The 20,910-nt window shown below is 38.3% G+C and carries 23 protein-coding genes; 9 read left to right on the forward strand and 14 right to left on the reverse strand.

The window, feature by feature from the left end; genetic code table 11:
* The 3 genes from ACSHXM_RS15105 to ACSHXM_RS15115 form a co-directional block, all read right to left on the reverse strand.
* Positions 1-1,138 (reverse strand): hypothetical protein (locus ACSHXM_RS15105; RefSeq protein WP_435689893.1); only part of this gene is annotated, 1,138 nt, incomplete at its 3' end.
* Between the two features lie 313 nt (positions 1,139-1,451).
* On the reverse strand, positions 1,452-3,059 hold the full coding sequence (locus tag ACSHXM_RS15110; RefSeq protein ID WP_435689895.1) for a hypothetical protein: 1,608 nt from the start codon (positions 3,057-3,059) through the stop codon (positions 1,452-1,454).
* A gap of 346 nt (positions 3,060-3,405) precedes the next feature.
* Positions 3,406-3,654: a DUF2960 family protein gene (locus tag ACSHXM_RS15115; RefSeq protein ID WP_435689896.1), complete on the reverse strand. Its 249-nt coding sequence runs from the start codon at positions 3,652-3,654 to the stop codon at positions 3,406-3,408.
* 448 nt (positions 3,655-4,102) lie between these two features.
* On the opposite strand from ACSHXM_RS15115, the gene ACSHXM_RS15120 reads away from it, so the two are divergent.
* A complete protein-coding gene (locus ACSHXM_RS15120; protein ID WP_435689898.1) occupies positions 4,103-5,023 on the forward strand; it encodes a hypothetical protein in 921 nt (306 codons plus the stop codon).
* Positions 5,024-5,119: 96 nt separating this feature from the next.
* Here ACSHXM_RS15120 and ACSHXM_RS15125 read toward each other — a convergent pair whose 3' ends face one another.
* Positions 5,120-6,028 (reverse strand): LysR substrate-binding domain-containing protein, encoded by a 909-nt coding sequence (locus ACSHXM_RS15125; protein WP_435689900.1) that lies wholly within the window; start codon positions 6,026-6,028, stop codon positions 5,120-5,122.
* 104 nt (positions 6,029-6,132) lie between these two features.
* Between ACSHXM_RS15125 and ACSHXM_RS15130 the strand changes: the two genes are divergently transcribed.
* Entirely contained in the window at positions 6,133-7,005 is an 873-nt protein-coding gene (locus tag ACSHXM_RS15130) for a pirin family protein (RefSeq protein ID WP_435689902.1), read from the forward strand.
* Positions 7,006-7,045: 40 nt separating this feature from the next.
* Here ACSHXM_RS15130 and ACSHXM_RS15135 read toward each other — a convergent pair whose 3' ends face one another.
* Together ACSHXM_RS15135 and ACSHXM_RS15140 are read right to left on the reverse strand one after the other, a co-directional pair.
* Positions 7,046-7,465: a ribosome recycling factor family protein gene (locus ACSHXM_RS15135; protein WP_435689904.1), complete on the reverse strand. Its 420-nt coding sequence runs from the start codon at positions 7,463-7,465 to the stop codon at positions 7,046-7,048.
* A gap of 71 nt (positions 7,466-7,536) precedes the next feature.
* Complete coding sequence (locus ACSHXM_RS15140; RefSeq protein ID WP_435689906.1) at positions 7,537-7,806, reverse strand: hypothetical protein; 270 nt, start codon at positions 7,804-7,806, stop codon at positions 7,537-7,539.
* A 355-nt stretch (positions 7,807-8,161) separates the two neighbouring features.
* On the opposite strand from ACSHXM_RS15140, the gene ACSHXM_RS15145 reads away from it, so the two are divergent.
* Entirely contained in the window at positions 8,162-8,653 is a 492-nt protein-coding gene (locus tag ACSHXM_RS15145) for an SRPBCC family protein (RefSeq protein WP_435689908.1), read from the forward strand.
* A gap of 4 nt (positions 8,654-8,657) precedes the next feature.
* Complete coding sequence (locus ACSHXM_RS15150) at positions 8,658-9,419, forward strand: helix-turn-helix domain-containing protein (RefSeq protein WP_435689910.1); 762 nt, start codon at positions 8,658-8,660, stop codon at positions 9,417-9,419.
* 85 nt (positions 9,420-9,504) lie between these two features.
* Here ACSHXM_RS15150 and ACSHXM_RS15155 read toward each other — a convergent pair whose 3' ends face one another.
* Together ACSHXM_RS15155 and ACSHXM_RS15160 are read right to left on the reverse strand one after the other, a co-directional pair.
* Positions 9,505-10,308: a VWA domain-containing protein gene (locus ACSHXM_RS15155; RefSeq protein ID WP_435689912.1), complete on the reverse strand. Its 804-nt coding sequence runs from the start codon at positions 10,306-10,308 to the stop codon at positions 9,505-9,507.
* A 393-nt stretch (positions 10,309-10,701) separates the two neighbouring features.
* Positions 10,702-11,583, reverse strand: coding sequence for a class I SAM-dependent methyltransferase (locus ACSHXM_RS15160; RefSeq protein WP_435689914.1), 882 nt, complete (start codon positions 11,581-11,583; stop codon positions 10,702-10,704).
* 581 nt (positions 11,584-12,164) lie between these two features.
* On the opposite strand from ACSHXM_RS15160, the gene ACSHXM_RS15165 reads away from it, so the two are divergent.
* The 5 genes from ACSHXM_RS15165 to ACSHXM_RS15185 all read left to right on the forward strand — a co-directional run bounded on the left by ACSHXM_RS15165 (position 12,165) and on the right by ACSHXM_RS15185 (position 15,477).
* On the forward strand, positions 12,165-13,880 hold the full coding sequence (locus tag ACSHXM_RS15165; RefSeq protein WP_435689916.1) for an ATP-binding protein: 1,716 nt from the start codon (positions 12,165-12,167) through the stop codon (positions 13,878-13,880).
* Positions 13,881-14,132: 252 nt separating this feature from the next.
* Positions 14,133-14,384 carry a DUF6482 family protein gene (locus ACSHXM_RS15170; protein ID WP_435689919.1) on the forward strand — a complete coding sequence of 84 codons (252 nt, stop codon included), beginning with the start codon at positions 14,133-14,135 and terminating at the stop codon, positions 14,382-14,384.
* Positions 14,385-14,398: 14 nt separating this feature from the next.
* Positions 14,399-14,662 (forward strand): DUF3081 family protein, encoded by a 264-nt coding sequence (locus ACSHXM_RS15175; protein WP_435689921.1) that lies wholly within the window; start codon positions 14,399-14,401, stop codon positions 14,660-14,662.
* Positions 14,659-15,246: a CIA30 family protein gene (locus tag ACSHXM_RS15180; protein ID WP_435689923.1), complete on the forward strand. Its 588-nt coding sequence runs from the start codon at positions 14,659-14,661 to the stop codon at positions 15,244-15,246. The genes ACSHXM_RS15175 and ACSHXM_RS15180 overlap by 4 nt, the downstream gene beginning before the upstream one ends.
* Positions 15,247-15,261: 15 nt before the next feature.
* Positions 15,262-15,477 carry a TIGR02450 family Trp-rich protein gene (locus ACSHXM_RS15185; protein WP_435689925.1) on the forward strand — a complete coding sequence of 72 codons (216 nt, stop codon included), beginning with the start codon at positions 15,262-15,264 and terminating at the stop codon, positions 15,475-15,477.
* A gap of 59 nt (positions 15,478-15,536) precedes the next feature.
* On the opposite strand, the gene ACSHXM_RS15190 is transcribed toward ACSHXM_RS15185, so the two are convergent.
* The 6 genes from ACSHXM_RS15190 to ACSHXM_RS15215 form a co-directional block, all read right to left on the reverse strand.
* On the reverse strand, positions 15,537-16,271 hold the full coding sequence (locus ACSHXM_RS15190; RefSeq protein WP_435689927.1) for an SDR family NAD(P)-dependent oxidoreductase: 735 nt from the start codon (positions 16,269-16,271) through the stop codon (positions 15,537-15,539).
* On the reverse strand, positions 16,234-16,671 hold the full coding sequence (locus tag ACSHXM_RS15195; RefSeq protein WP_435689929.1) for a thiol-disulfide oxidoreductase DCC family protein: 438 nt from the start codon (positions 16,669-16,671) through the stop codon (positions 16,234-16,236). The genes ACSHXM_RS15190 and ACSHXM_RS15195 overlap by 38 nt, the downstream gene beginning before the upstream one ends.
* 10 nt (positions 16,672-16,681) lie before the next feature.
* A complete protein-coding gene (locus tag ACSHXM_RS15200; RefSeq protein WP_435689931.1) occupies positions 16,682-17,104 on the reverse strand; it encodes a DUF3429 domain-containing protein in 423 nt (140 codons plus the stop codon).
* Positions 17,105-17,121: 17 nt separating this feature from the next.
* Positions 17,122-17,787, reverse strand: a complete 666-nt coding sequence (locus tag ACSHXM_RS15205; RefSeq protein WP_435689933.1) for a flavin reductase family protein — start codon at positions 17,785-17,787, stop codon at positions 17,122-17,124.
* A gap of 182 nt (positions 17,788-17,969) precedes the next feature.
* Entirely contained in the window at positions 17,970-19,532 is a 1,563-nt protein-coding gene (locus tag ACSHXM_RS15210; protein ID WP_435689935.1) for a bifunctional metallophosphatase/5'-nucleotidase, read from the reverse strand.
* 104 nt (positions 19,533-19,636) lie between these two features.
* Positions 19,637-20,857: an EAL and HDOD domain-containing protein gene (locus ACSHXM_RS15215; protein ID WP_435689937.1), complete on the reverse strand. Its 1,221-nt coding sequence runs from the start codon at positions 20,855-20,857 to the stop codon at positions 19,637-19,639.
* Positions 20,858-20,910: the final 53 nt, after the last annotated feature.

A 20,910-nucleotide genomic window follows, 5' to 3' on the forward strand; every position in this document is an offset into this window, starting at 1 on the left:
CATTTGTAGGGTGAAGCATAAGGTTATAAAACTGAGTAGAAGGATTATCGATTAAATAAGGTCTTGTTTTTTCCATTAAATTCCGAATAGAGTCAGCGGACGCCATATGTATTATTCTATTAAAAGGTAATTTGGGAAAGACATTTACAATATCATTGGCAATTATTGCACCCATACTATGGCCTACTAAAGTAATTTGGATATCTTCTAATTCACTAATTGCTCGAAATAACTGAGCAACAATGCCATTTCCCCCATCCTTCTCAAAGTATTTTCCATTGTTTTCGCAGTTAATAGTCTGGTGTAACTCGCCTGAAATCGTTTCTCCTCCAAAATGTTGACCAACTCCTCTATATGTTAGGTCCTGTTGGCGATACACTAAAGTTTTGGCACGCCTTCGCATAACCCCCCAAGCTTTGTCTGCCATTCCTTCAATTAACGGAGTACTTATTACGCGTACAACGCCAGGAATTAACTGTCGAACGCCATACCCAACTTGTTCAATAGGAGTTTTTTCTTTACCGCGCTGTGTGTAATATATATCTGGTAAGTCGAAGTCACGCATTCGAATTTGTATGTCTTTCTCGTAAAACCCTGACAAGTTGTTTTTGTGACTATTGTAAAAATTTGCACTCTGATCCCATATTGACTCAGGAATCGCTGCCACACCGCTTAATACATCACTAACGAAATAAAAAGGCGCACTAGGAATTGTTACCCACTTTGACCTGTCGACACCATTTCTAACTCCGAAATAACGGTCATAAAGTGTCGTTATTGCCCCAGACCGCCAACTAATAAATACTGGAAAATAGCCATCCTCTAAAGCGGAATTGTAATGCTTTTCAACTCTTTTAACGTTCGCTGAAATTGAGTTCAATCCCCCATGTATAGAAACTAATATTTTCCGTTTGCCTGTTGCTGAGTCTCTTGGATGCGCTTGCATTTGCGCTACAATTTCATCAAGATGATTATTTAATCCACATTGCCAATTTGAATTTTCTGAAGGGAATAGCGATAAAAAGTTGCCATTAGTATTCGCTGCAATTTGATGGTACCTTGCATCCTCATCTATTTGGGGTAAGTTAGAACAGCTACTAATAAATAACATTATAATAAGTCCAATCAATTTCTTCATTATCAATCTCTTACTATATTTCAAACAGTTTTCAACTTAAGAACAAAAAACTCATACAATATTTTTGCTAAAGCTTAAATAGTGAGTAAGCTTTGGTTGAATGCTCTTCATTTGTTTTTAGCACAATCATTCTCTCTTGCTATCCTCATTATCGAGCGCAGTTGACATACTGAGGTTTAAGATAATCTGAGCCAATCTATATGCATGTCCTTAAAAACAAAAAATGCCTTTATATGATGGCTCTCGTCATTATTAAGATAGCAGGAGAGTATATTTTTTTAATTTTTAAAAAAGTGCATATGTTCAATCAAAATTACTCACCACTTCTAGCCCATAAAGCATCAAAACTGGTTTGCCATTTTATATAAAAATTATAAGCGTCTCTTTTTGGGGAAACGCCCTTACTTCCATCTTTATGCCCAATATTAATGCGGCCACCTAAGAATACTCTACCTCCTCCTAATTCACTGACCGGAAGTTGCCCTCGGGCTTCAAAACGTCTTGCTTGATTTTTGATACCTTGATTAAAGACATCAGAACGGCCATACAATACGTCAAAATAGGTTTCTTCGTTAAATGCTAGACGTATTCCCGTATAATAACGATCAGCAAAATCTTCTTGTCCAGGTACATCACTCCCGCCACGAGTAAAAATAGGCCCTAGCATAAATTCCGTTTTGTAAGGTTCACCACTATCACCTGCTCTAGCACCATAATACCAAGGCCAAAACGCGCCTACTTCCCATACTAATCCTGAATTAGATCCATTTACTTGCGCTTGCTCTGCCAATGATGAGTAATTTGCAGAAAAGAATAAATGAGGGTACCAAACAAGTTTATTATACCAACACTGATCTTCTGGTCTGGCTTTATCGCTATTACACCTGTTTAATATTTTTCGTACAGCAGATAATTTTTTACCGGGTCTAAAATAAACCATCATGCCTGTTGTTATATTGGAGTTTTGTGATATCTGTTCTGTTTTTGAACCTTCATAACCTAAATAAAACTGATACGTTAAAGGTTCGGAACGCCAATTTGCTAATAAGGACTCATTAGCATTTTTGTCTATTAGCTCTTCTAGACGCTCTATTTGGTGCTTAGATTTAATGTTTGACGTTACAACTTCAGTAGCAGTCAAAGGTTTTCCAATACTTAAGCCAAAATTAACTGAAGTTTTAAGGTTTTCAATCGACTTATTTGCTGCTTTACGACGAGTTTCAAGATCATTAGTATCATTTCTGACAATAGCATCTGGTAATTGTTCTTCACATTTTTTAATATAAATTTCAGTTTTATCTAAGTAATTCTTTATGGAAGTGTTTTTTCCTGGCTCAATTACTTTTAATGCAACATGACAGTCAGAATCGTCTTGTCCATCTTGTTTCTTAGCTGTAGCAGTGGCTTTTTGGGTTATCAACTTCACTTCAGGTTTATAAATATTAATTACTCGGAGCATCTTAGGATCATCGATGTTTATTCCTAGCAATGACTTCTCCCCAGGTAACTTGTATACATGCACTAGATATTCGGCTATTTTTTTCGTTAAGGCAGTTTTTTCATCAATATTATTTTTAATATCCGTAATAGGTAGATTTGCTGCTTCTGTTGTTTTTTTTAATTTAGTTAATTGCTCTAAATATGTATTTAATGTTATTAAATTTTGATACATATTATTAATGCTAGTTAAGGTAGGAGAGTCGGGGGTTTTGTTACAGGCCGTTAAATGCTTTTGAAAATCATCATAGGTAACTGTTTTGTTTGGTTTAACTTTGGAGTCGTCAAAAGTTAAAGTTAAGCTACAAGCAACTTGGAGTTTATCCTTAGTAGTTTCGGCTTGTTCTTTAGCATAAAGAATATTAATACTTAGAAGAAAGGCGAGTATGGTAAAAAGGTAGGAGGCGTTTTTCAGTGTTTTCATGCAGAGATTTCCCTATTTATTAACTTCCAAAAGTCAAATAACAACAAAATATCTGAGCGTCTTTAATACTCTACAGAAAAATACTAAAAAAGAAATAAGAAAAAGAAAATAATTTACCTGGGAATATCGGGGTCAAGAATATCTGGGGCAGAACAAGGTTAAATAAACCAAATTACCTGAGGCGCAGTATCTTTTGGATCCGCAATGGATGTGCATTAGGGACATCCTTGTGTCTAAGCCTTAGGCTAGTCAATCGGTTTCCTGTCGGTTTGTTGATGCTCGCTATAATCTTAACTGCATCACTGCTGCTCTCGATACTATTGAGTGCATGGCCCAAAACGGGCAATCATTCTTGGCCATTTTTTAAGAAGTATAATTCAGTAAACCCCATTTTTATAAATTCGGCATCTCTAAAATTTCTTACGGTAGCTTTGTCTTTACTGATTGAGGCAAGTTGCTGCTCAGTTTGCAAAAACTGGGTAAGGTCTACTCCCTCAGCATCGGCCACTGCCTCATGCATATTTTGATGGCGGCTGTATGAAAAATTCATTTCCTTTGCCACACCATTAAACTTATAACGTACTTTATGGGCCATTTTCTACTCACGTGGGGCTATCAATTGCGAAAACTATTTGACCGCCATTATAAACTTAAATAGCAACGTTTTATCAAGACATATATGGCCCGAAAATAAAAATCTAAAAAAGATATCCATGTTAAAAAATATCTATACTAACTTAAGTTAATACAATGAGTTAGACGATTTTCAATCATTTGAAATGTCGGGTGGTTTTTCATAACACTTCTAGTCTCTTACCTGTACTTACTAGTAGCTCTGCTCTTAGTGAGCAGAGCGAATGCTTTTGTCTTACCTGCGGTTCCAGTTTTCTAAATTCAAAATAGGTTTGTTAGTGTTCGAGTTACTCCTATTGTATGGCTTGGTAGCAAACTAGGAAGTTAACTGTAAGTTGAGTTGGATGTTAATGTTGCAGAACTAGCTGAACTGAACCATGCTAAATATTCGAAGTATTGAGTAACTTAAAATGAAATTACTACTTTTTTCAAAAAGGTTGTCATTAGTAATTATCTATATGATGTCCTTAAGCGTCACAATTATTTCTGTTGCGGCCACCCCTACTGTTTTTTCTATACAAGGCTCTCACTTTGCAAATGATAATAGCAATAGATATACAATTGAAGTTCTAAAACTAGCCTTAGATAAAACCAAAAAAGAATATGGCGATTACGAAATTAAATTGCAGGGGCATGGTTTAAATGTGGCGAGAGTACTAAAGCTGCTAGAAAAAAAATTCTATGTTAATCATTTTTCAAAAATGTCTATTACAGACGATATTATTAAAAAAGTTCATGTTATTAAATTTCCAATCGATCGAGGCATAATTGGTTATAGAATTGCCGTTATTCATCCATCAAATCTAAATAGATTCTGTAAGCTAAACGAAAACTCAATAAAGAATAATATTTCTATTGTACAAGGGATTGGTTGGGCCGATAGTGAAATATTAAAGGCTAATGATTATACCGTGTATTCAACTGTTACCACCGACTATGACAAAGTTTTTGCTCTAATTGAAAAAGGAAGAGTTGATGCGTTTTTTCGGGGGATTAGTGAACCAAGAGATCCATACTTTGAAGAAATGGCTAAAAAATATGGGCTTATTTACGATCAGTGTATTGCCTTAGCTTATGAATTACCTCGATTTTTTATTACCAACCTAGATAATATTCACAATGCTAATAGAGTTGAGTTAGGGTTAAAACGAGCATATGAGGATGGTAGTTTTATTAAGTTATGGCAGAAGTACAACATTAAAAACTTAGCGAATAATAATTTAATCGATCGTAAAATATTTAGGTTAATAAATCCTTTAGTCAAAACCCTCGAACCTGATTACAAAAAATACAATTTTTCCATTGAACAATATTTTTTGAATGCTTTTTAACAGTCTCGCCCATGTTAAAAAATACTTTTGGATAAGCTGCATTTTTCAGCCACATCTTAATTAGTCTTTTTCTCTGAGAATCCAGAGCCTAAAGGCTTACTGCCCAACAACATTAGGGAGTTTTTCTCGGATGAATTCGGCTAGGGCTTTGATATGGGCGGGGACGCCAAGTCGGGATGGCATGAGTAGACTTAAATTTGCAGATTGTGACACCCATTCAGGTAACACTCGAACGAGTTGTTGTGTTTTAACCGCCTTATTACAGACATAGTCTGGGAGCGCAGTGACTCCTAGCCCAGTGATCGCTGCGTGTTTTATGGTGGACATATCTTCTGAGCACAAGGCTATGTTGGTTATTTGATGAGTACGAAGCCCCTCTTTATTGAAAAGGGAAATGGCATCTTTTTGGTTGGCTCGACCCACTTTCAGAAATCGACAATTAGCAAGATCATCAGGGCTGTCGATTTTTTCAACTTGTTCTAAATATTCAGGGGCGCAATATAAAGGCCATTCTACTTTGGTGATAAACCGTTGGATAAAGCTAGAATCTGGAAGTTCGCCACTATGGCCACGAATAACCATATCGATACCTTCTGCGACTATATCTACCATAGTATTGCTAACTCGTTGTTCTATGAGTACTTTGGGATGTTGTTTGGAAAATTCTGCGATGATATCTAGCAAAGCGAACTGGGCCACACCTGTTGAGCAGCTGATAACAACTTTTCCTGCTAGGCTCCCGGTGTTGTGTTTCATTGCCGCTTCTGCCAGTTCCATGGTGTCTACAAGCTTACGAGCATGTTGATAAAAGTGCCGCCCTTCCTGAGTCACAGTAACATTACGTGATGTTCGTTGTAATAGCCTTACCCCAAGGCGCGCTTCTAATTGGGTAACATGACGACTTAACCGAGACTTAGGCATATTTAAAGCACTTGCCGCTGCTGTGTAACCTTTCTTCTCAACTACATGCATGAAATAAAAGTAGTCGTTTAAATCAACTTTCATTTTATTGTTCTATTTATGGAACGATTTGTTCAGATATTAACGGTTTTTTCGTTAAAAACAAGTTGATATATTTATTCCAACACAATAAATGGAACGAAATAATTATGACTGCACAAACTTCTCAATCTACTAATGCTCTTAAAACTAGCCAAACAGTATCCGGTAGCCCACTTAATATTGGACAAGGGTTTACTGGGTTAGGCTTCCGTCATAAACAATATTCTGGTGCGATGGATCCTATGATCATGGTTGATCATTACACTATGACTGCACCGACATTTGGTGCTCATGCTCATGCTGGTATTTCAGCGGTATCTGTTTTATTTGAAGATACTGAAGGTAAGTTCAATAACCGAGATTCACTTGGAAATGACTTCGACATTCAAGGTGGAGACTTGTATTGGTTAAACGCTGGTAGTGGTGCGTTACACGATGAAGCGCCTAGACCTGGGGCAAAAGTGCATGGCCTGCAGATATTTGTCAATTTACCCGCCAGACTTAAGCATCAGGCTCCAAGCTCCTTACATGTAAAACGAGAGAATATGCCGACATTAGAAGGCCAAGGTTATCGAGTGAGGTTAGTATTAGGTCATAGCAATAACGTCGTTACTGACGCGGAGTCAGTATGGCCATTTACAATTCTTGATGGCTACGCAGACAAGAGTTCGACTTTCGAACATCAAATTGAACAAGGGTATAATACATGGTTATACGCAGTTGAAGGTGCCATTGAATTTCAAGTAAGCGGTGAATGGGTAAGTTTAGCAAAAGGTGAGTCAATCACTATCAGCGAAGCTCAGCAGGCTAGTTTAAAAGTACGCGGTAATAGCGGTACACGCAGTCACTTTGCTGTGTTATCTGGTGAAACTATTAATGAAAGTTTTGTGCAACAAGGGCCGTTTGCCATGAGTACACAGGAAGAAATAAATGAGGTTGTTGCGCGTTACGAAGCGGGTGAATTAGGGCAGTTAAGTTAATCATGGTTGCGCTGTTATCACTTAAAAAATAGAAGCTTCATTACCAGCCTTCAGCCTCAAAGCGAGCTGCTCTTGCTTCTGCCTCGGTGCAATGGGTAAGTAATACCAATTTTGATAAGGTGATACTTGGGGTTTGTCTGATCAATCGAATTAACTTTGCTTCTAAGCTTTCTAATTTATCAGCATGTCCCAATAAAGCCGTTTCAATCTTTTTGATGAGGTAATGAAACTCACCATCACCTCGTTTATTTAATTTATGTGAAATCATTTGATGTGCTTTTAGCTGAGCAGCGTAAGTTTGAATCTTTATCGCATCACCCGTTACACTCCAATTTCTTGAGCGGCGCACTCGTTTTAATTCACATTCACACTGCAAGGCAATTGCTTTGGCTTGTTTCGCGGTCTCGCCCCCGATTCGGTGAATGAGAGAAGGAAGCGCAATGGTAATATCTTCATTCATGACTGTGAGTGCGCAAGTTTAATAAGGCTTTATGACTACCTATTAAATCATTAAGTTGGATTTTTCCCCACTTATTCCTTATCTTTTTTACCTTTCTTAGCCTTTTTGCCTTTTTTCTTCATGTCCGCTTTCATTGCCTTTTTTTCTTCTTTGTCTAATTTTCCGTCGGCATTTACATCGAATTTAGCCCAACGCTTTTCAGCTTTTTCGGCATTAAACTCTTTACCTGCTTTTTCCATTCTTTTTTCTTGGCCTTTAAGCCATTTTTCTTTGGAAAGATCTTTCGCCTGTGCAACGTTAGCGAAAGCCAATATACAAACTAATGCAATTAACTTTTTCATGTTTTTAACCTTTTAAAATTATTAAATATTGCGCGAAACACGTAAAGGTCAACAGCCCCTAACTTTAATTCTAGGTTTCAAGCGACATAAGTATCACTCTGAGGTCTCGATAACACAATCCGTTAGCCGGGGAGTAAGTGTAAATAAAATGTAAAGTACAAATTTCAGTGGCGTGATTAAAAGACAAGATTCTCCCAATGTCTTAGGGCTAACTTAAACTGTTCGTTAGGCGGGTGTCATATGAGTATGTTGTCAGGTGGTTAGCTTTTATTGAGTTCCTTCCCAATTAGGGAATTGTGGTTATTTGGTTGTTTGCTCAAAATTCAAACCAATTCAACAACAAAGGAAGAGTAAGATGGAATGTAATAATACGATTAGAGTCACAACTTCTGCCCAAAGGGCTTGGCATGTGTTGGCAGATCAATTTGGTGACGCAGCCGAATGGGCGACCACAGTTGAAACATCTAAATTAGTTGGGAAAATGGGAGTTGGGGCGGTTCGCGCATGTAAAACGCGAGCTGTGGGGCCATTTCCAGCAAACTATATTGAAGAAGAAATAACACAATTTGACCCTGAAAATCGTTCTTATTCTTATAAATTAATCAGTGGTTTACCTCCTATATTTTCCCGTGCAACAAATACTTGGTCAATTCGTTCTATTAGTGACAACGAGTGTGAAATTCTTAGCAATGTGATTCTAGAACCAAAAATTTGGCTTCGTCCATTGGCATGGTTATTCCCCTTGTTAATAAAACGGGATTTGAAACATACATTTGAAGAGTTAGGTTTTTTCATTGAACGTGGTGAGGCCCATCCTCGGAAATTAGCAACAATAGGGAATAAATAAGATTATGGGTGAAATGAGTGCGATTGGTGTGCATCTTAAGCAACATAGAAAGTTGAGAGGCATGTCTCAGTTAGATTTAGCCAGTGCTTCGAGCAGCACTCCTAGGTACATTTCATTTATTGAAACGGGCAGAGCTAGACCTGGAAAAGAAGTCTTGAACCGTATTGCTGCGGCTTTAAATTTAACCCTAAGAGATACTAATGAGTTAATGGCTTCAGCGGGTTTACCTATTGTTTACCCGCAACAACCGTTAGAGCATGAAGATATGCAGCCTATAAAGCGTTTAATTGAACATGTTTTAAAAAAGCATGAGCCCTATCCAGCCTGGGTGATCGCGCCTGGATTAACGTTTTTAGATTCAAATAATGCTGCTGAAAAAGTATTTCCAGGTTTGGTGGGCATGGAGCCCACAGCACTTGTAGATCTTTGGTGTGGCACATCTCTTGGGTTAGATGAACCACAACGAGCATACATTATTCATCAGACTTTGAGTGGTTTACGTCACGAGGCGTTTCATTATCCTCACCCTGCAATCCCTGCTTTACTCAAACAGGTTGAAGATTATGCTGCAGATATAGATATGCCCTCGGGGGCAATAGAGCCCACGGTTTTAACACCCACATTAATTGTGAATGGCAAAGAAGTCAGAACTCTAACCACAGTGATGCGCTTTGATAAGGTAGTTAACGTCACTATGGCTGAAATTAGAATAGAGCTAGTTTTTCCTGCAGATGAAGAAAGTGAAGCTATTTTACGGTCTTTGTAAATATTCAGGTAAGGCTATTTTATTAATTGGACTTTGTAATAGTAAGGGCTAGATAAATCACCTAGCCCTTTTAAGTATCTAGATATTAACGATTAGCTTTTCTTTTTAAGCCCAATGCAATAAGGCTTATAGCGAATAAAGCTAGTGATGATGGCGCAGGTACGTCTGTACTACCGCCTGTATCTTCTACGATTTGGGTGATTTTTGCATTAATCGCCGCTTCATAATCGGCGAATGTTGCAACAGGAATAACAAAACCGGTTGTTTCAGCATTCGGGATCGAATCCCCTGCTGATAACACAACCCCGTTATTCACATCACCAGCAGTACCTAAGCCAGCTATTCTCGCCATGTTGTTCAGGGCTGAAACATTATTGATACCACTACCAACTGCTTCAAAACTAATACCATCGACAAAACTATTGTGGGCATTCAGTGCGGCAGTTTCTGCTGCACCTTGACTACTGGGAGACCCATCAGTTGTGATGTTAAACAAGGTCAAGTCAGTGATAAAAGGATTAAAAAGACTCGTCAAGTAATTAATAGCGCCGGCAGTGTCTGTACCCCCACTACTAAAACTAGTTGCCACTAACTGTGCTTGTAAACCTACAATATTAGCTGCCGTCACTATGGTGGGTGCAATAACTGTTGTATGACTACTGCTAAACGTTGTGACCGCTAATCGGTATTGGTTACCGCCCGTCGTTGGAATTACCGCTAGAGCATCTGCAAGCGCGTCTCTGGTCGTATTAAAGTTGCTTGTTCCAACAGAACCAGACTCGTCAAGAGAAAAGCCTAAGTTAATAATGGCTGAGTTTGCTGATGTCGCACCAAACAACAATGTTCCGCCTAACGCTATAATTGTTAAAATTTTTCTCAAAGGTATCATTTAAACTCTCCTTATTACCCATAATTAATGTAATACAAAATAATATTTATTCGTTGCCCCCCAAAAAGATTATTTACGGACACCCCAATTACTTGGGGATCTCCGCTCAAAAAACTATTTCAGCCTGGGCCTAACATTATGGCCGTATAAAAATACAGCCGAGTATTTGCAAGCATATTCTACGCCATTAGTTTTTTATCTTTAAATTTCAATTTCTTAAGGTGTTTTTGGATTTTGGAAATATAAATAGTGTAAAAATTATTGACATGTTTTGCTTTGTCTTCGGGAATTGGCTTTTTCTTAACCCTTTATTAATTGAACTTTGTAATAGTAATAGTAAAGGTAAGAGCTAGATAAATCACCTAGCCCTTTTAAGTATCTAGATATTAACGATTAGTTTTTCTTTTTAAACACCAGTGTCATGCGATTGGATTCGCCAATGGCATCGACTGCGGCTTTTTTCGCTTCGTCATCTTTGGTGCCGAAGTAACTCGGAGGTAGGCGCCAAACTATATCTGAAGCTGACGGTTGATCTTTTGGATTAGCATTGATGTCTGAACTTTCTACCAATTCAAAACCAGCTCCTGCAAAAGCTTTTTTCAAAGTGCTTAGTTTCAAATAACCGCGGCTGCCATCTGCGCCTTGCTCTGGTGCATCTTCGCTAATCTGATGTTGCACAACGCCAACAAGACCATCTTTTTTCAGGATCCTATGGGTGGTTTTTAATGCGGTAGTTAAGGTCTGTGCGTCTTTTTCAAAACGACTCAGGTTATGCAATGCGCGAATAAATAACACTCTGTCTACAGAACCGTTTAAAGATTCTGGCGCACTAGCAAAGGTGAATCCTTGGCTGGTAATGCCATTGTTGGTGAACTCTTTGACTTTATTAGGGAATTCAGTGGTTGCAGCAATTCTTTGTTTAATGCCGTTTTCATCAAAAAATCCGAATTTTGCCCACATATGGTCATCATAGTTAATGCCGTATAAAGCACCGTCTTTACCTAGGTAATTGGCCAAAATTTTACTGTACCATCCACCACCTGGCAGTGCTTCGGCCACTTTCATGCCGGGTTCTATTTTAAAGAAGCTAAGAGTTTCTACTGGGTGCCTACTGGTATCTCTTGATTGTTCTTCTGGCGTTCTAGCACTTACTGCTCGCTGTAAGGCTGATACATCTACCTGTGAAGTGGTCGCTGTTTCTTTAGGTTGGCAGGCTGATAGCAAAACGGCCATGCCTACGGACGTTAACAGGGAGACACGTGATAGTTTAAACATTTTATTCTTCCTTAAGTGAGTATTATTACTTTGATTATTGCTAACCAATATAGAACCGAATTGTTGGAATTCGATTTCACCCTATAGGGCAACAACTAGCAAGATGTTCGTGCTAAGTATAATGTTAGAAAATGTTTGTACTTATTTGTCAAAATAGAGTAGTTAGCTTGGCGGAGCGATTGAGGGGATAATTTTTTCTTAGTATCTTGTAGCCATTACTTGGTTATTTTTTGATGAACTGGGTACATGCATTTACCGCCGCTCCAATCTTCAGGCCTTAAAAGTTAGCTAAATCTTTCGTTGGTTTCGAACAAAAAATATAAATCAGTAGATACAGTTTTTGATGGCTTTATTGGCAAGGCCGTTCAATTAGGGCCCCTAACTTTATTCCAGTTTTTTAAAAGCGTAGTTATTTCCTATCATCTCTTTGTCGAGGGCCATTGTGACGAAAACTGATGTTATGATTTATGGTGCCAAATCGAGAAACTTCCTGCTCTAGATTTTTTGAGCAAAGACACTTACCCTACCCATATGCACAACTGCATTGGAAATACATATATGACAAAGAGTCGGAGTTCTTTTTGAATCAACAAGATTTTGAAATCCAACATGCTAATGAGTCGATGAACCTTCTTCGGCACGTCGCTTACTTTTTAGCGGGTCTTTATTTTTTTCTGACATTGGCGCACTTTTTACTTCTGCAAGACACTTTTAAGTGGGTTCTTTGCACGACTGCGTTATTAACAGCTAGTGTAAGTGTTGTGATTGGGGTGAAGGCACCAAAGATTTCAGCAGCTCAGCAAAGTCTCATTATCCTATTTCTGATACTTATGGGCAGTTTAAACAGCCTGCTACATTTATGGTTTTCTGAAGCGCCAGAACAAACTACTAATATATTTGTGACAATTATCGCAACAGGCATTGTGTTATCTAATCGTAAACACTGGGTTGCTGCAATTTTGTTCAACTGGATAGGGTGGGCGACCATCAACTTTGCCCTTGAAATGGCGCTAATCCAACACTTTTTCTTCGCCATGGCAATGAGTACGTTACTTAGCTGGTTCGCCCATCTGGTGCGAAAACAATTGGTTGAAAAGCAACTCGCGCTCGAACAAGAACGAGACTTAGCAATTTTACATGAGCAAGAAGCTAAGGCCGCAACCAAAGCAAAAAGTTCTTTTTTGGCAAACATGAGCCATGAAATTCGTACACCAATGAACGGCGTCATTGGTATGATTGATGTTGTGTCACGCACAAAACTGGATGAAAAACAGCAAGAATTCATTGCAACAGCCGAGCGTAGTGCTGAGTCACTTATGTTTATCATTGATGACATCCTAGATTTCTCTAAGATAGAGGCGGGTGAACTAACTATCGAGAAAGTGGCATTTGATGTAGAGCAACTTTTTTCTGATTTAGTCCATGATCAACAGTTACAGGCTAGCAAAAAAGGGTTGAACCTCGAACTTGTGATGGAAGAAGTCCAACAAGTAAAAGTAATGGGGGACCCTCACCGCATTACTCAAGTCCTTAACAATCTGTTGTCAAATGCGATTAAGTTTACTCAATCAGGCTCCATTATTTTAAAATATGGTCTGATTGAACTGGATGAACATCTTCGCCTAAATGGGAGCGTGACCGACACAGGTGTTGGAATTAGCGACGATGCTCTATTTCACCTTTTCGATTCGTTTTCCCAAGCCGATATGTCTACAACAAGAAATTTTGGAGGCACTGGTTTAGGACTAGCCATTACCAAGCAGCTCTGTGAACTGATGGGTGGAGACATAGCAGTTCAGAGTGAATTAGGAAAGGGATCAGTATTCCAATTCTCTTTGATGTTAGCCTTTCCAGATCCAAAGGTTATCACAGAAGAAAAACCTCTGGCTGCCCAATCAGAGGTTAGTTTTACTAATATGCGAGTGCTCTTAGTTGAAGATAACTTCATTAATCAAGAGGTGATGCTTGCTGTACTGGAAAGTCTCGGCATTAAAGTAGAAGTAGCGAACGACGGGCTTGAAGCTCTATCGAAGCTCTCTCATCTTCAGTCGGTAACATTCGACTTAATACTCATGGATTGTCAAATGCCCAATTTAGATGGCTACGAAGCTACACGCAGCATAAGAGCAGGTGCTGCTGGGGATAAGTTTAGTAAAGTACCAATCGTTGCGCTTACTGCAAACACTATGAACAGTGAAAGAGAAAAGTGTCTTGCTGCAGGCATGAATGAATACCTCACCAAACCAGTAGACACAGAAATTTTGAATGTAGTGCTAGCGAAGTACCAACCAAACTAATTTGGAAACTAGTCACCAATAAAAGGGGGGCTAGAGTTACACAGCTGCTTATCGCTGGGTTTATTTCCTATAAAAAGCGCATAGGTTAAGTAGCAAGCTTACTCATTCAAATCTGATTCTAATTTTATCTTTACATTCTTGTTGAACTTTAATTTGGCATTGGCCGTATAACTTAAGGTTATCAATACTAATTGGTATGACTAAGAGTTTTGGCTAGCCAGAACAATGTCGATTGACGTTAAGGGGATAAGAATGATGAATCAAGCAAAAATAATCGGTCATGCGGATGCACAGCATTATTTAGTTGGCGCTATTGGTGTTAACGACAGTTTTGTTGAACTACCAATGTTAGGTAGGGTAGTTGTGTGCCAGTCGTTACATGAAGCAAAAGCTATTTTAAGAGATTGTAAGATTAGTCGCGTGCAATTAACGCTAAATTCTGCATACGATGAAATGTGTGGCATGCCTACTTGCCCGACCGCTTCACAAACCATCGATTTATAAAATACACCTTATTTATGATCAAGTTACCTAACGCGCTAGGGGTTTTTAATCATGTAATTTCTCATGGTGTGAAACAAAATAATCATTACCATTTAGATGATTTAGAAGCTTGGTATGATTTTGATGGGTACAGTTGTTATCTTAAATACCGAGAATTAAAACTGAGCGTATATTTTCATAGTCGATATGAGTGTGATTACCAACAAAAATCTACTCTTGAGAGTTTTATTCGTATTATCGACAAGGGTACTAACGCATTAAGTAAGCCCAAAACGTGACGGCTTTTAATCCAAAACTAGCTGTAACTTTTTTGTTGCTCGCTTTATTCTCAGCGAAGGTGTTTGCTAGCGAAATTTCACCAGTAGAAAACGAGGCAGGTAAAATGCTTGATGGGATTCAAACTTACCCTAAATGGAGTATTACCAACGACAGCGTTATGGGCGGCCTTTCTCTGGGCAATGTCATTGTAAATGAGAATATTGTGCGCTTCTTTGGAACACTTTCAACTGAAAACAATGGGGGGTTTACCAGTGTATTTAGCCAGAGTTTAAATCTCTCTAGCGAGGTTAACACAGTAACTGTCTTGGTTAGAGGAGATGGAAAAAAATACCAGTTAAGAATGAGAAGTGAGGTTTCGGGGTACTTGATTGCATATAAAGCTGAGTTTACGACTAAACCTAATTCACTGGAAAAACACACCTTTAAACTGTCAGATTTAAAGGCTTCATTTCGAGGAAGAGATATTGCCAACGCACCGCAATTACAAGCCGATTCCATCAAAGAAGTAGGTTTTTTGTTTACCTCGAATCAAACCGAAGACTTTGCACTTTCGATACATAGTATCAACTTTTCAACATCATAAGTTGAATGTCATAAAATGAACCAGATCAGTCCTAAAGTTCTGCTTAATAGCAAGTGGACAAAAATTAATATTACCAACAAAGAAAAGCATTTTATTGTCACAAAAGTGAAATTCGACGACGAGCAACGTGTGGTCAAATGTCTAATCGAAGCGGTGTTCTCTGGCAATGAGTATGATATTCATTGGCGAGACTTAAAAGATAGTCAAGAGTGGAAAGTAGGCTGGAAATAAAGTCATTACTATTGCGTTGCTAGCTTGGCTAAAATAGGTGTCTTCAACACAGTATATCTTCACCAAGGTATATCTTGGCCTTGCCAATCTACAAAACTTGCCTGCCCATCCACCGTTAAATCATCAACAACCTTGATTACTCGCTCTGCAACAAAGTTACGAGTAAATAGTTTGCCCTTAGGTACATTATATTGAAAGGGTTTTGACAGTGGACTGTCGGTAGTGCCCGGATGGAATGAAATAAGTTTTACGTTTTTAGCTCTTCTTGCTAATTCTATACTGGCTGATTTTATCAACATATTCATAGCCGCTTTTGAGGCGCGGTAGCTATACCACCCACCTAATCTGTTATCGGTAATACTCCCTACACGGGCAGAAAAAATCACCACTTTACAAGCATGTTTCCCTGACAATTGTGGCGTAAGATATTTAAGCCACAGCATAGGCGTTATCGTGTTAACGGTTAGGACTTGGTTAAAGGCAGTTGGAGAAAAATCTTCTAAACGTTTTTCTGGCCGTAACGTTTTGGTATGCAATAGACCGTGACAAATAAAAACGTGGGTAAATAGCCTATCGGTACTATTTTGCAACTGATTTGCCACCTTCGATATGGTGTCTTCTTGATAATCATTGACTTTGATCACCTCCGCTTTATCAAAAATGTCTTGCTGATAAAGGTCTGTATTTCGGCTAATAACAATCAATTGTATAAAGGCATTCTCAATAAAATGCTCTGCAATACCTTTCGCAATTTCACTATTTGCGCCAATGACGACGACGGTCTGGTTTTTCATAACAGGTACCTTGTTTACACGTTTTTAAACCTATACCAAAACGTTGATAAAGACATTCAGATATCGGTTGACGATACTTAGCCAAGAGTAAGTAACCTAAATGGGCTATTTGACGAATAATGGGAAATGATAACGGGGCGACAAATACACCTTTGCCAACTAGGGTCCATGCTCGGTGTGTTACATCAAGAGCAAGTAATGTTTTACCCTGGTAACGACCATGTAATATTTGCATGGCTTTATTTGTATCAATATCAGGATATTCTCTCGAAAAGTTTTCCTGATGTAGATTGACTAACACGATCCTATCCAGCTTGTCATAACGCTTCAATTTGTCCATTTCAAGTGAACAAAGCGGGCAATGGCCATCATAAAAAATAGTAAGGGTGTTATCCGTCATTTGACTTTCCTTAATGATATTGATTTATGAGTAGAGTGGCATGCAGGGCAACCACAATTAGCGTAAGTGTTAAACGCATGGAAAAATATTGATTTGATACCTCTTTAATTTTTCTTTTGTTTAAAACATATTCGGTGAGCAGTAACCCTGAGTATCCAAAAGACAAAAAGATCAGTGACAATTTAATCGGCAAAAACAAACAAAGATAAGCCAGTAAACAGAACACATTACTGGCTAATTGCACCCAAGCATTGTTAGAGACTGATTTTGTTTGCCATAAGGTGCCAGATAAGAAACTAAATATTATGGCACTGTAAAAAATAAAAGCATTTTCCGTTGATGTACCCCAACGATCAGTAATCAATGTTGGAAAAAATACGCATACAGTGAACGGAATAAGACCTAAATACCCAAGCCATTGCCAAGTTTTCATTTGTGGTCACTCCTTCGTTATTTTTTTGTAGACAGGGGAGAGCCTGAAACTGTCAATGGTATTAATGGCGTATGGGGTTTAGCGTAGTTCAAACGCGCCATACGAATACTGCTATGGTAGCTATCTAATCCAGATAAACTAGCCGTTTCTAAGGCTTCAATATCAATGTAACCGTCTGGTTGAATTGAATTTTCTTGGCAAATAATATGAATGATTTCACCTATGATTATCTGCGTGTTATTTAACGTTATTGGTACTATTTCCTTCAATGTTAACGCGTACTTAAGGCGACTTTCTTTGACAAAGGGAGCATTAATATTGGCGATAAATTGTGTTGATAAACCGGAATGAGAAAATTCACTTTCGTTTCTTGGATATCGCGCCGAACATTGATGAGCCATCTTATAGTGCTCAGTAGATACTTGGTTGATGATGTACTGCTTAGAGTACTTAATATTGTCTAGCGTGTGCCTATCTCCGTTATCTGGTCTCATAACAAAGCCGACAAGTGCAGGGGAGGCTCCAATGTGAAAGACGGAGCTAAATATAGCAAGGTTCGTTTGGTTGTCGGTATTTTGAGAGCCAATTAGGTTTGCACTCTTAAATCCGGACAGGCTGTTGACAAGGTGTGCCCGATACCTTTTATCTAATGACTTAATGTCGTCACGGGTGAAGTGATGCAATACATTCTCAATAGGAGTAAGAAGTTCTACCCAAATGTACGAACACTCACTGCTATAAGATCACAGATCACTCTTACATCGGTTACTTTAAGAAGAACTAACACCTGCACAATAGCATCTTATTTTTGCAACAAATCTATTTGAATATGCCTGTTAACTCATGAGATACGTGCTGCTTTAGTTTAGTGTTTAGGTTTGCTACTTAAGTTAAAAGGCGTTGGAAGTAATTTTATGTAGTTAATTGTGGCATCAAGATCTTGTACTATTTTACTTGGGACTAACAAACCACTCGCAAACATTTCGCTGTTTAAGATATAAGAGTTACCACTTACAGTGTAACGTTTATCTAGGACTAATCTCTGTCCATTGATTGTAATATTTTCTTGGTTATCGTGTTGAAAACCCGTGCTCCAAATGTGTTCTGGATCTAACAATTGAAGTAATTGCTCGCCAGAATATTGGCGAACAATAATGTTGTTACCAAATGGTTGAATGGCGAAGAGTTCACCCCAGTTGACTTTGCCAGAGGTTAACTCAGCACGAATGCCACCTTCGTTCATAATTGCTATGTCTGTTTTAAGAGCATATTGATGGGCGTTGGCAATAAATTGACCAAGGGATATTTGATCCTGTGTTGGTTTGTAGGTATTAATCAACTTTTGTGTATATTCGTTAGCATAATCGGCTGAGCGGGATACGATTTTCTCGATTTTTTGAAAACTAGTTAAGGCGTCTTGGCCAAGTTCAACTGTGTTATTGGTCATGATGATTTCTGCGACTGATGACACAATATCTTTTGAGGTTTTATCAATGACGATTTGAATATCTGCATAAGCACGACCCGTATCATATGCCTGTGTTACTAAGATCTGTTTACCCAATTGATTAGTCGTGTAAACGTTCGTAAATTCATGAGAGTGACCGCTCACTACTAAGTCGACTTCGCTTGGTAGTGCGTTTATGAATTTGCCAAAAGTGCTGTCTTTTGGAATGGACTGACCTTGTTTAGTTTGGCCTTGGTATTCGTTACTAATACTGCCATCGTGGACAATTACAATAATGGCTTCTATGCCTTTTGTTTGCAGCTTTTTGACTTGTTTGGCGACAGTTGACGCTTGATGCTTAAATGCCAAGTCATCTACAATCCCCGGCGCGACAAGTTCTGGTGTGGTGTCGAGAGTAATGCCGATAAAACCAATAGGGACATCATTCACATAAACCGTTGATGATGGCGGCAATAGGTGTTTGTCTGAGTTTTTATAGGTCACATTTGCGCTTAAGGTCTGATAATTTGCGCCTTGCCAAGGTGACTGGATAAAAGGGCCTTTGTGGTGATTACCGCCAGAGAGTAATCTCAGCATTTCGTTTGCGCCTTCATCAAATTCGTGATTGCCAGCTGTACCTAATACTTTGCAAGTGTTTGTTCTAAAGGTCTCGCAATATTGTTGTACTACGTTCAAAAACGCAATCGAGGGTTCGTCTTGTAGTAATGCAGACTCAGCTGGGCTAGCACCTACATGATCACCCGCGTGCAAAATAAAAGTATGAGCTTGTGTATTCTCAATTTTATTTAATAAATGCGCAGATAAATTAAGCATCCCGCCTTCGCCATTTTTTGCAAGTACTTGCCCATGGAAGTCATTAATGCCCAAAACGTTAACGGAAAATGTATTTGACGGAAGATTAGTATTGTTTGAACAAGCCGCGAATAGACAAATAAACATGACAGATATTTTGTATTTCAAAGCTAATTCCTTAAGCATGGTATGAAAAATCAAATATATGCTGACGTATATTCTTACTATTGTCGATAAAAACTATGCAGAATAGATCACTTGGCTTTAGCTTGTTAATGTTTAACGTTTTCTAATACTTGATCGGCCCAGTTTAAGGCTTGGCGGTAACATTGGTTAAAAATACAAATTTGTTGATTAGGCATTTGTTCAAAAATTCGACTATCAAACCGCTCAATACCAATAGCATTTTTTAATAGTTCTCCAAGTTGATTGGACTCGCCCATGAGTGCCAACTTAATCTCTTGATCTAAGGCTAAGTGACTTAATGCTTGTTCCATTTCTACTTCAAAAATGGCTTCAATACCCGATAATAAACCGGTTAAAAAACTTGAGGAGGCATCCACTTTTCCTTGTTCACTATCAGCTCTTTCGGCATACAGACCCAACGTTTTCGCACGTATTAATATGATCCTAAATAATTCAGCAGGCCGATTAGATCCTGATACAAAAGCAAAAGTGATTGCCCACTGTTTGACTGTGGTTAAGCCTAAAATAATCACGGCGTCTTTGACTGATTTAACCTCTCGCACCAGTTGATACAAGGGGCAATTGGTTAACGCTAAAATTTTTAATGTAAGCCCTGCATCTTGAGAAATTAATTCTGCGACTTGTTCTACTTCTATATCAACACGACTTAATTCTGACACTAAATTCAATACAGATTGTTGACAGGCTTCAATTTTTTTACCTTTAACTAATTCGGGCTTTTCTAAGTAATAGCCCTGAAACAAATCAAACCCCATAGCCTTACATTTATCGAACATGTCTTGGTCTTCAACTTTTTCTGCCAATAACAAACACTTAGTTCGTTTTAATACAGGCATAGCTTTTTCTAACTTGGCAAAGTCTACGTCTACTAGGTCAATTTTAATGACTTTTAAATAACTAAAAAAAGGAACTTTTGACTTTTCTAACAAATAATCGTCCAAAGCGAATTCAAACCCCAAACTTTTTAGTTTATGAATACGTTGAATAATCTCTTTGGTTGGCGGTACTGTTTCTAGAATTTCGAATACTATATTTTCTGGGGGAAAAGGAAAAAAATCGTCGGCCATTAAAAACTCTTGGTCAACATTAACATACATAGGTAAACCTAAATGTATATTGTCATTCAAGATATTAGTAAAAGCATTAACCAATAATTCACGAGTTGACACATGAGTCATATCATTGGGGGAGTTTACATTTGCATTGCGATACAAAATTTCATGAGCGTATAATTTATTGTTGACGTCAAATATAGGCTGCCTTGCAAGCAAAACCGACTCTTCCATTAATAACCCTTAGATTTAGAATATAATTTAAGCGTAGATGACCTCTACCATTC

Source organism: Paraglaciecola sp., from assembly GCF_051252315.1.
Taxonomy (GTDB): domain Bacteria; phylum Pseudomonadota; class Gammaproteobacteria; order Enterobacterales; family Alteromonadaceae; genus Paraglaciecola.

Coding starts and splice junctions, on each gene's coding strand:
- ACSHXM_RS15110 (WP_435689895.1), bottom strand. CDS start 3,059: ATGAAAACACTGAAAAACGCCTCCTACCTTTTTACCATACTCGCCTTT.
- ACSHXM_RS15115 (WP_435689896.1), bottom strand. CDS start 3,654: ATGGCCCATAAAGTACGTTATAAGTTTAATGGTGTGGCAAAGGAAATG.
- ACSHXM_RS15120 (WP_435689898.1), top strand. CDS start 4,103: ATGAAATTACTACTTTTTTCAAAAAGGTTGTCATTAGTAATTATCTAT.
- ACSHXM_RS15125 (WP_435689900.1), bottom strand. CDS start 6,028: ATGAAAGTTGATTTAAACGACTACTTTTATTTCATGCATGTAGTTGAG.
- ACSHXM_RS15130 (WP_435689902.1), top strand. CDS start 6,133: ATGACTGCACAAACTTCTCAATCTACTAATGCTCTTAAAACTAGCCAA.
- ACSHXM_RS15135 (WP_435689904.1), bottom strand. CDS start 7,465: ATGAATGAAGATATTACCATTGCGCTTCCTTCTCTCATTCACCGAATC.
- ACSHXM_RS15140 (WP_435689906.1), bottom strand. CDS start 7,806: ATGAAAAAGTTAATTGCATTAGTTTGTATATTGGCTTTCGCTAACGTT.
- ACSHXM_RS15145 (WP_435689908.1), top strand. CDS start 8,162: ATGGAATGTAATAATACGATTAGAGTCACAACTTCTGCCCAAAGGGCT.
- ACSHXM_RS15150 (WP_435689910.1), top strand. CDS start 8,658: ATGGGTGAAATGAGTGCGATTGGTGTGCATCTTAAGCAACATAGAAAG.
- ACSHXM_RS15155 (WP_435689912.1), bottom strand. CDS start 10,308: ATGATACCTTTGAGAAAAATTTTAACAATTATAGCGTTAGGCGGAACA.
- ACSHXM_RS15160 (WP_435689914.1), bottom strand. CDS start 11,583: ATGTTTAAACTATCACGTGTCTCCCTGTTAACGTCCGTAGGCATGGCC.
- ACSHXM_RS15170 (WP_435689919.1), top strand. CDS start 14,133: ATGATGAATCAAGCAAAAATAATCGGTCATGCGGATGCACAGCATTAT.
- ACSHXM_RS15175 (WP_435689921.1), top strand. CDS start 14,399: ATGATCAAGTTACCTAACGCGCTAGGGGTTTTTAATCATGTAATTTCT.
- ACSHXM_RS15185 (WP_435689925.1), top strand. CDS start 15,262: ATGAACCAGATCAGTCCTAAAGTTCTGCTTAATAGCAAGTGGACAAAA.
- ACSHXM_RS15190 (WP_435689927.1), bottom strand. CDS start 16,271: ATGAAAAACCAGACCGTCGTCGTCATTGGCGCAAATAGTGAAATTGCG.
- ACSHXM_RS15195 (WP_435689929.1), bottom strand. CDS start 16,671: ATGACGGATAACACCCTTACTATTTTTTATGATGGCCATTGCCCGCTT.
- ACSHXM_RS15200 (WP_435689931.1), bottom strand. CDS start 17,104: ATGAAAACTTGGCAATGGCTTGGGTATTTAGGTCTTATTCCGTTCACT.
- ACSHXM_RS15215 (WP_435689937.1), bottom strand. CDS start 20,857: ATGGAAGAGTCGGTTTTGCTTGCAAGGCAGCCTATATTTGACGTCAAC.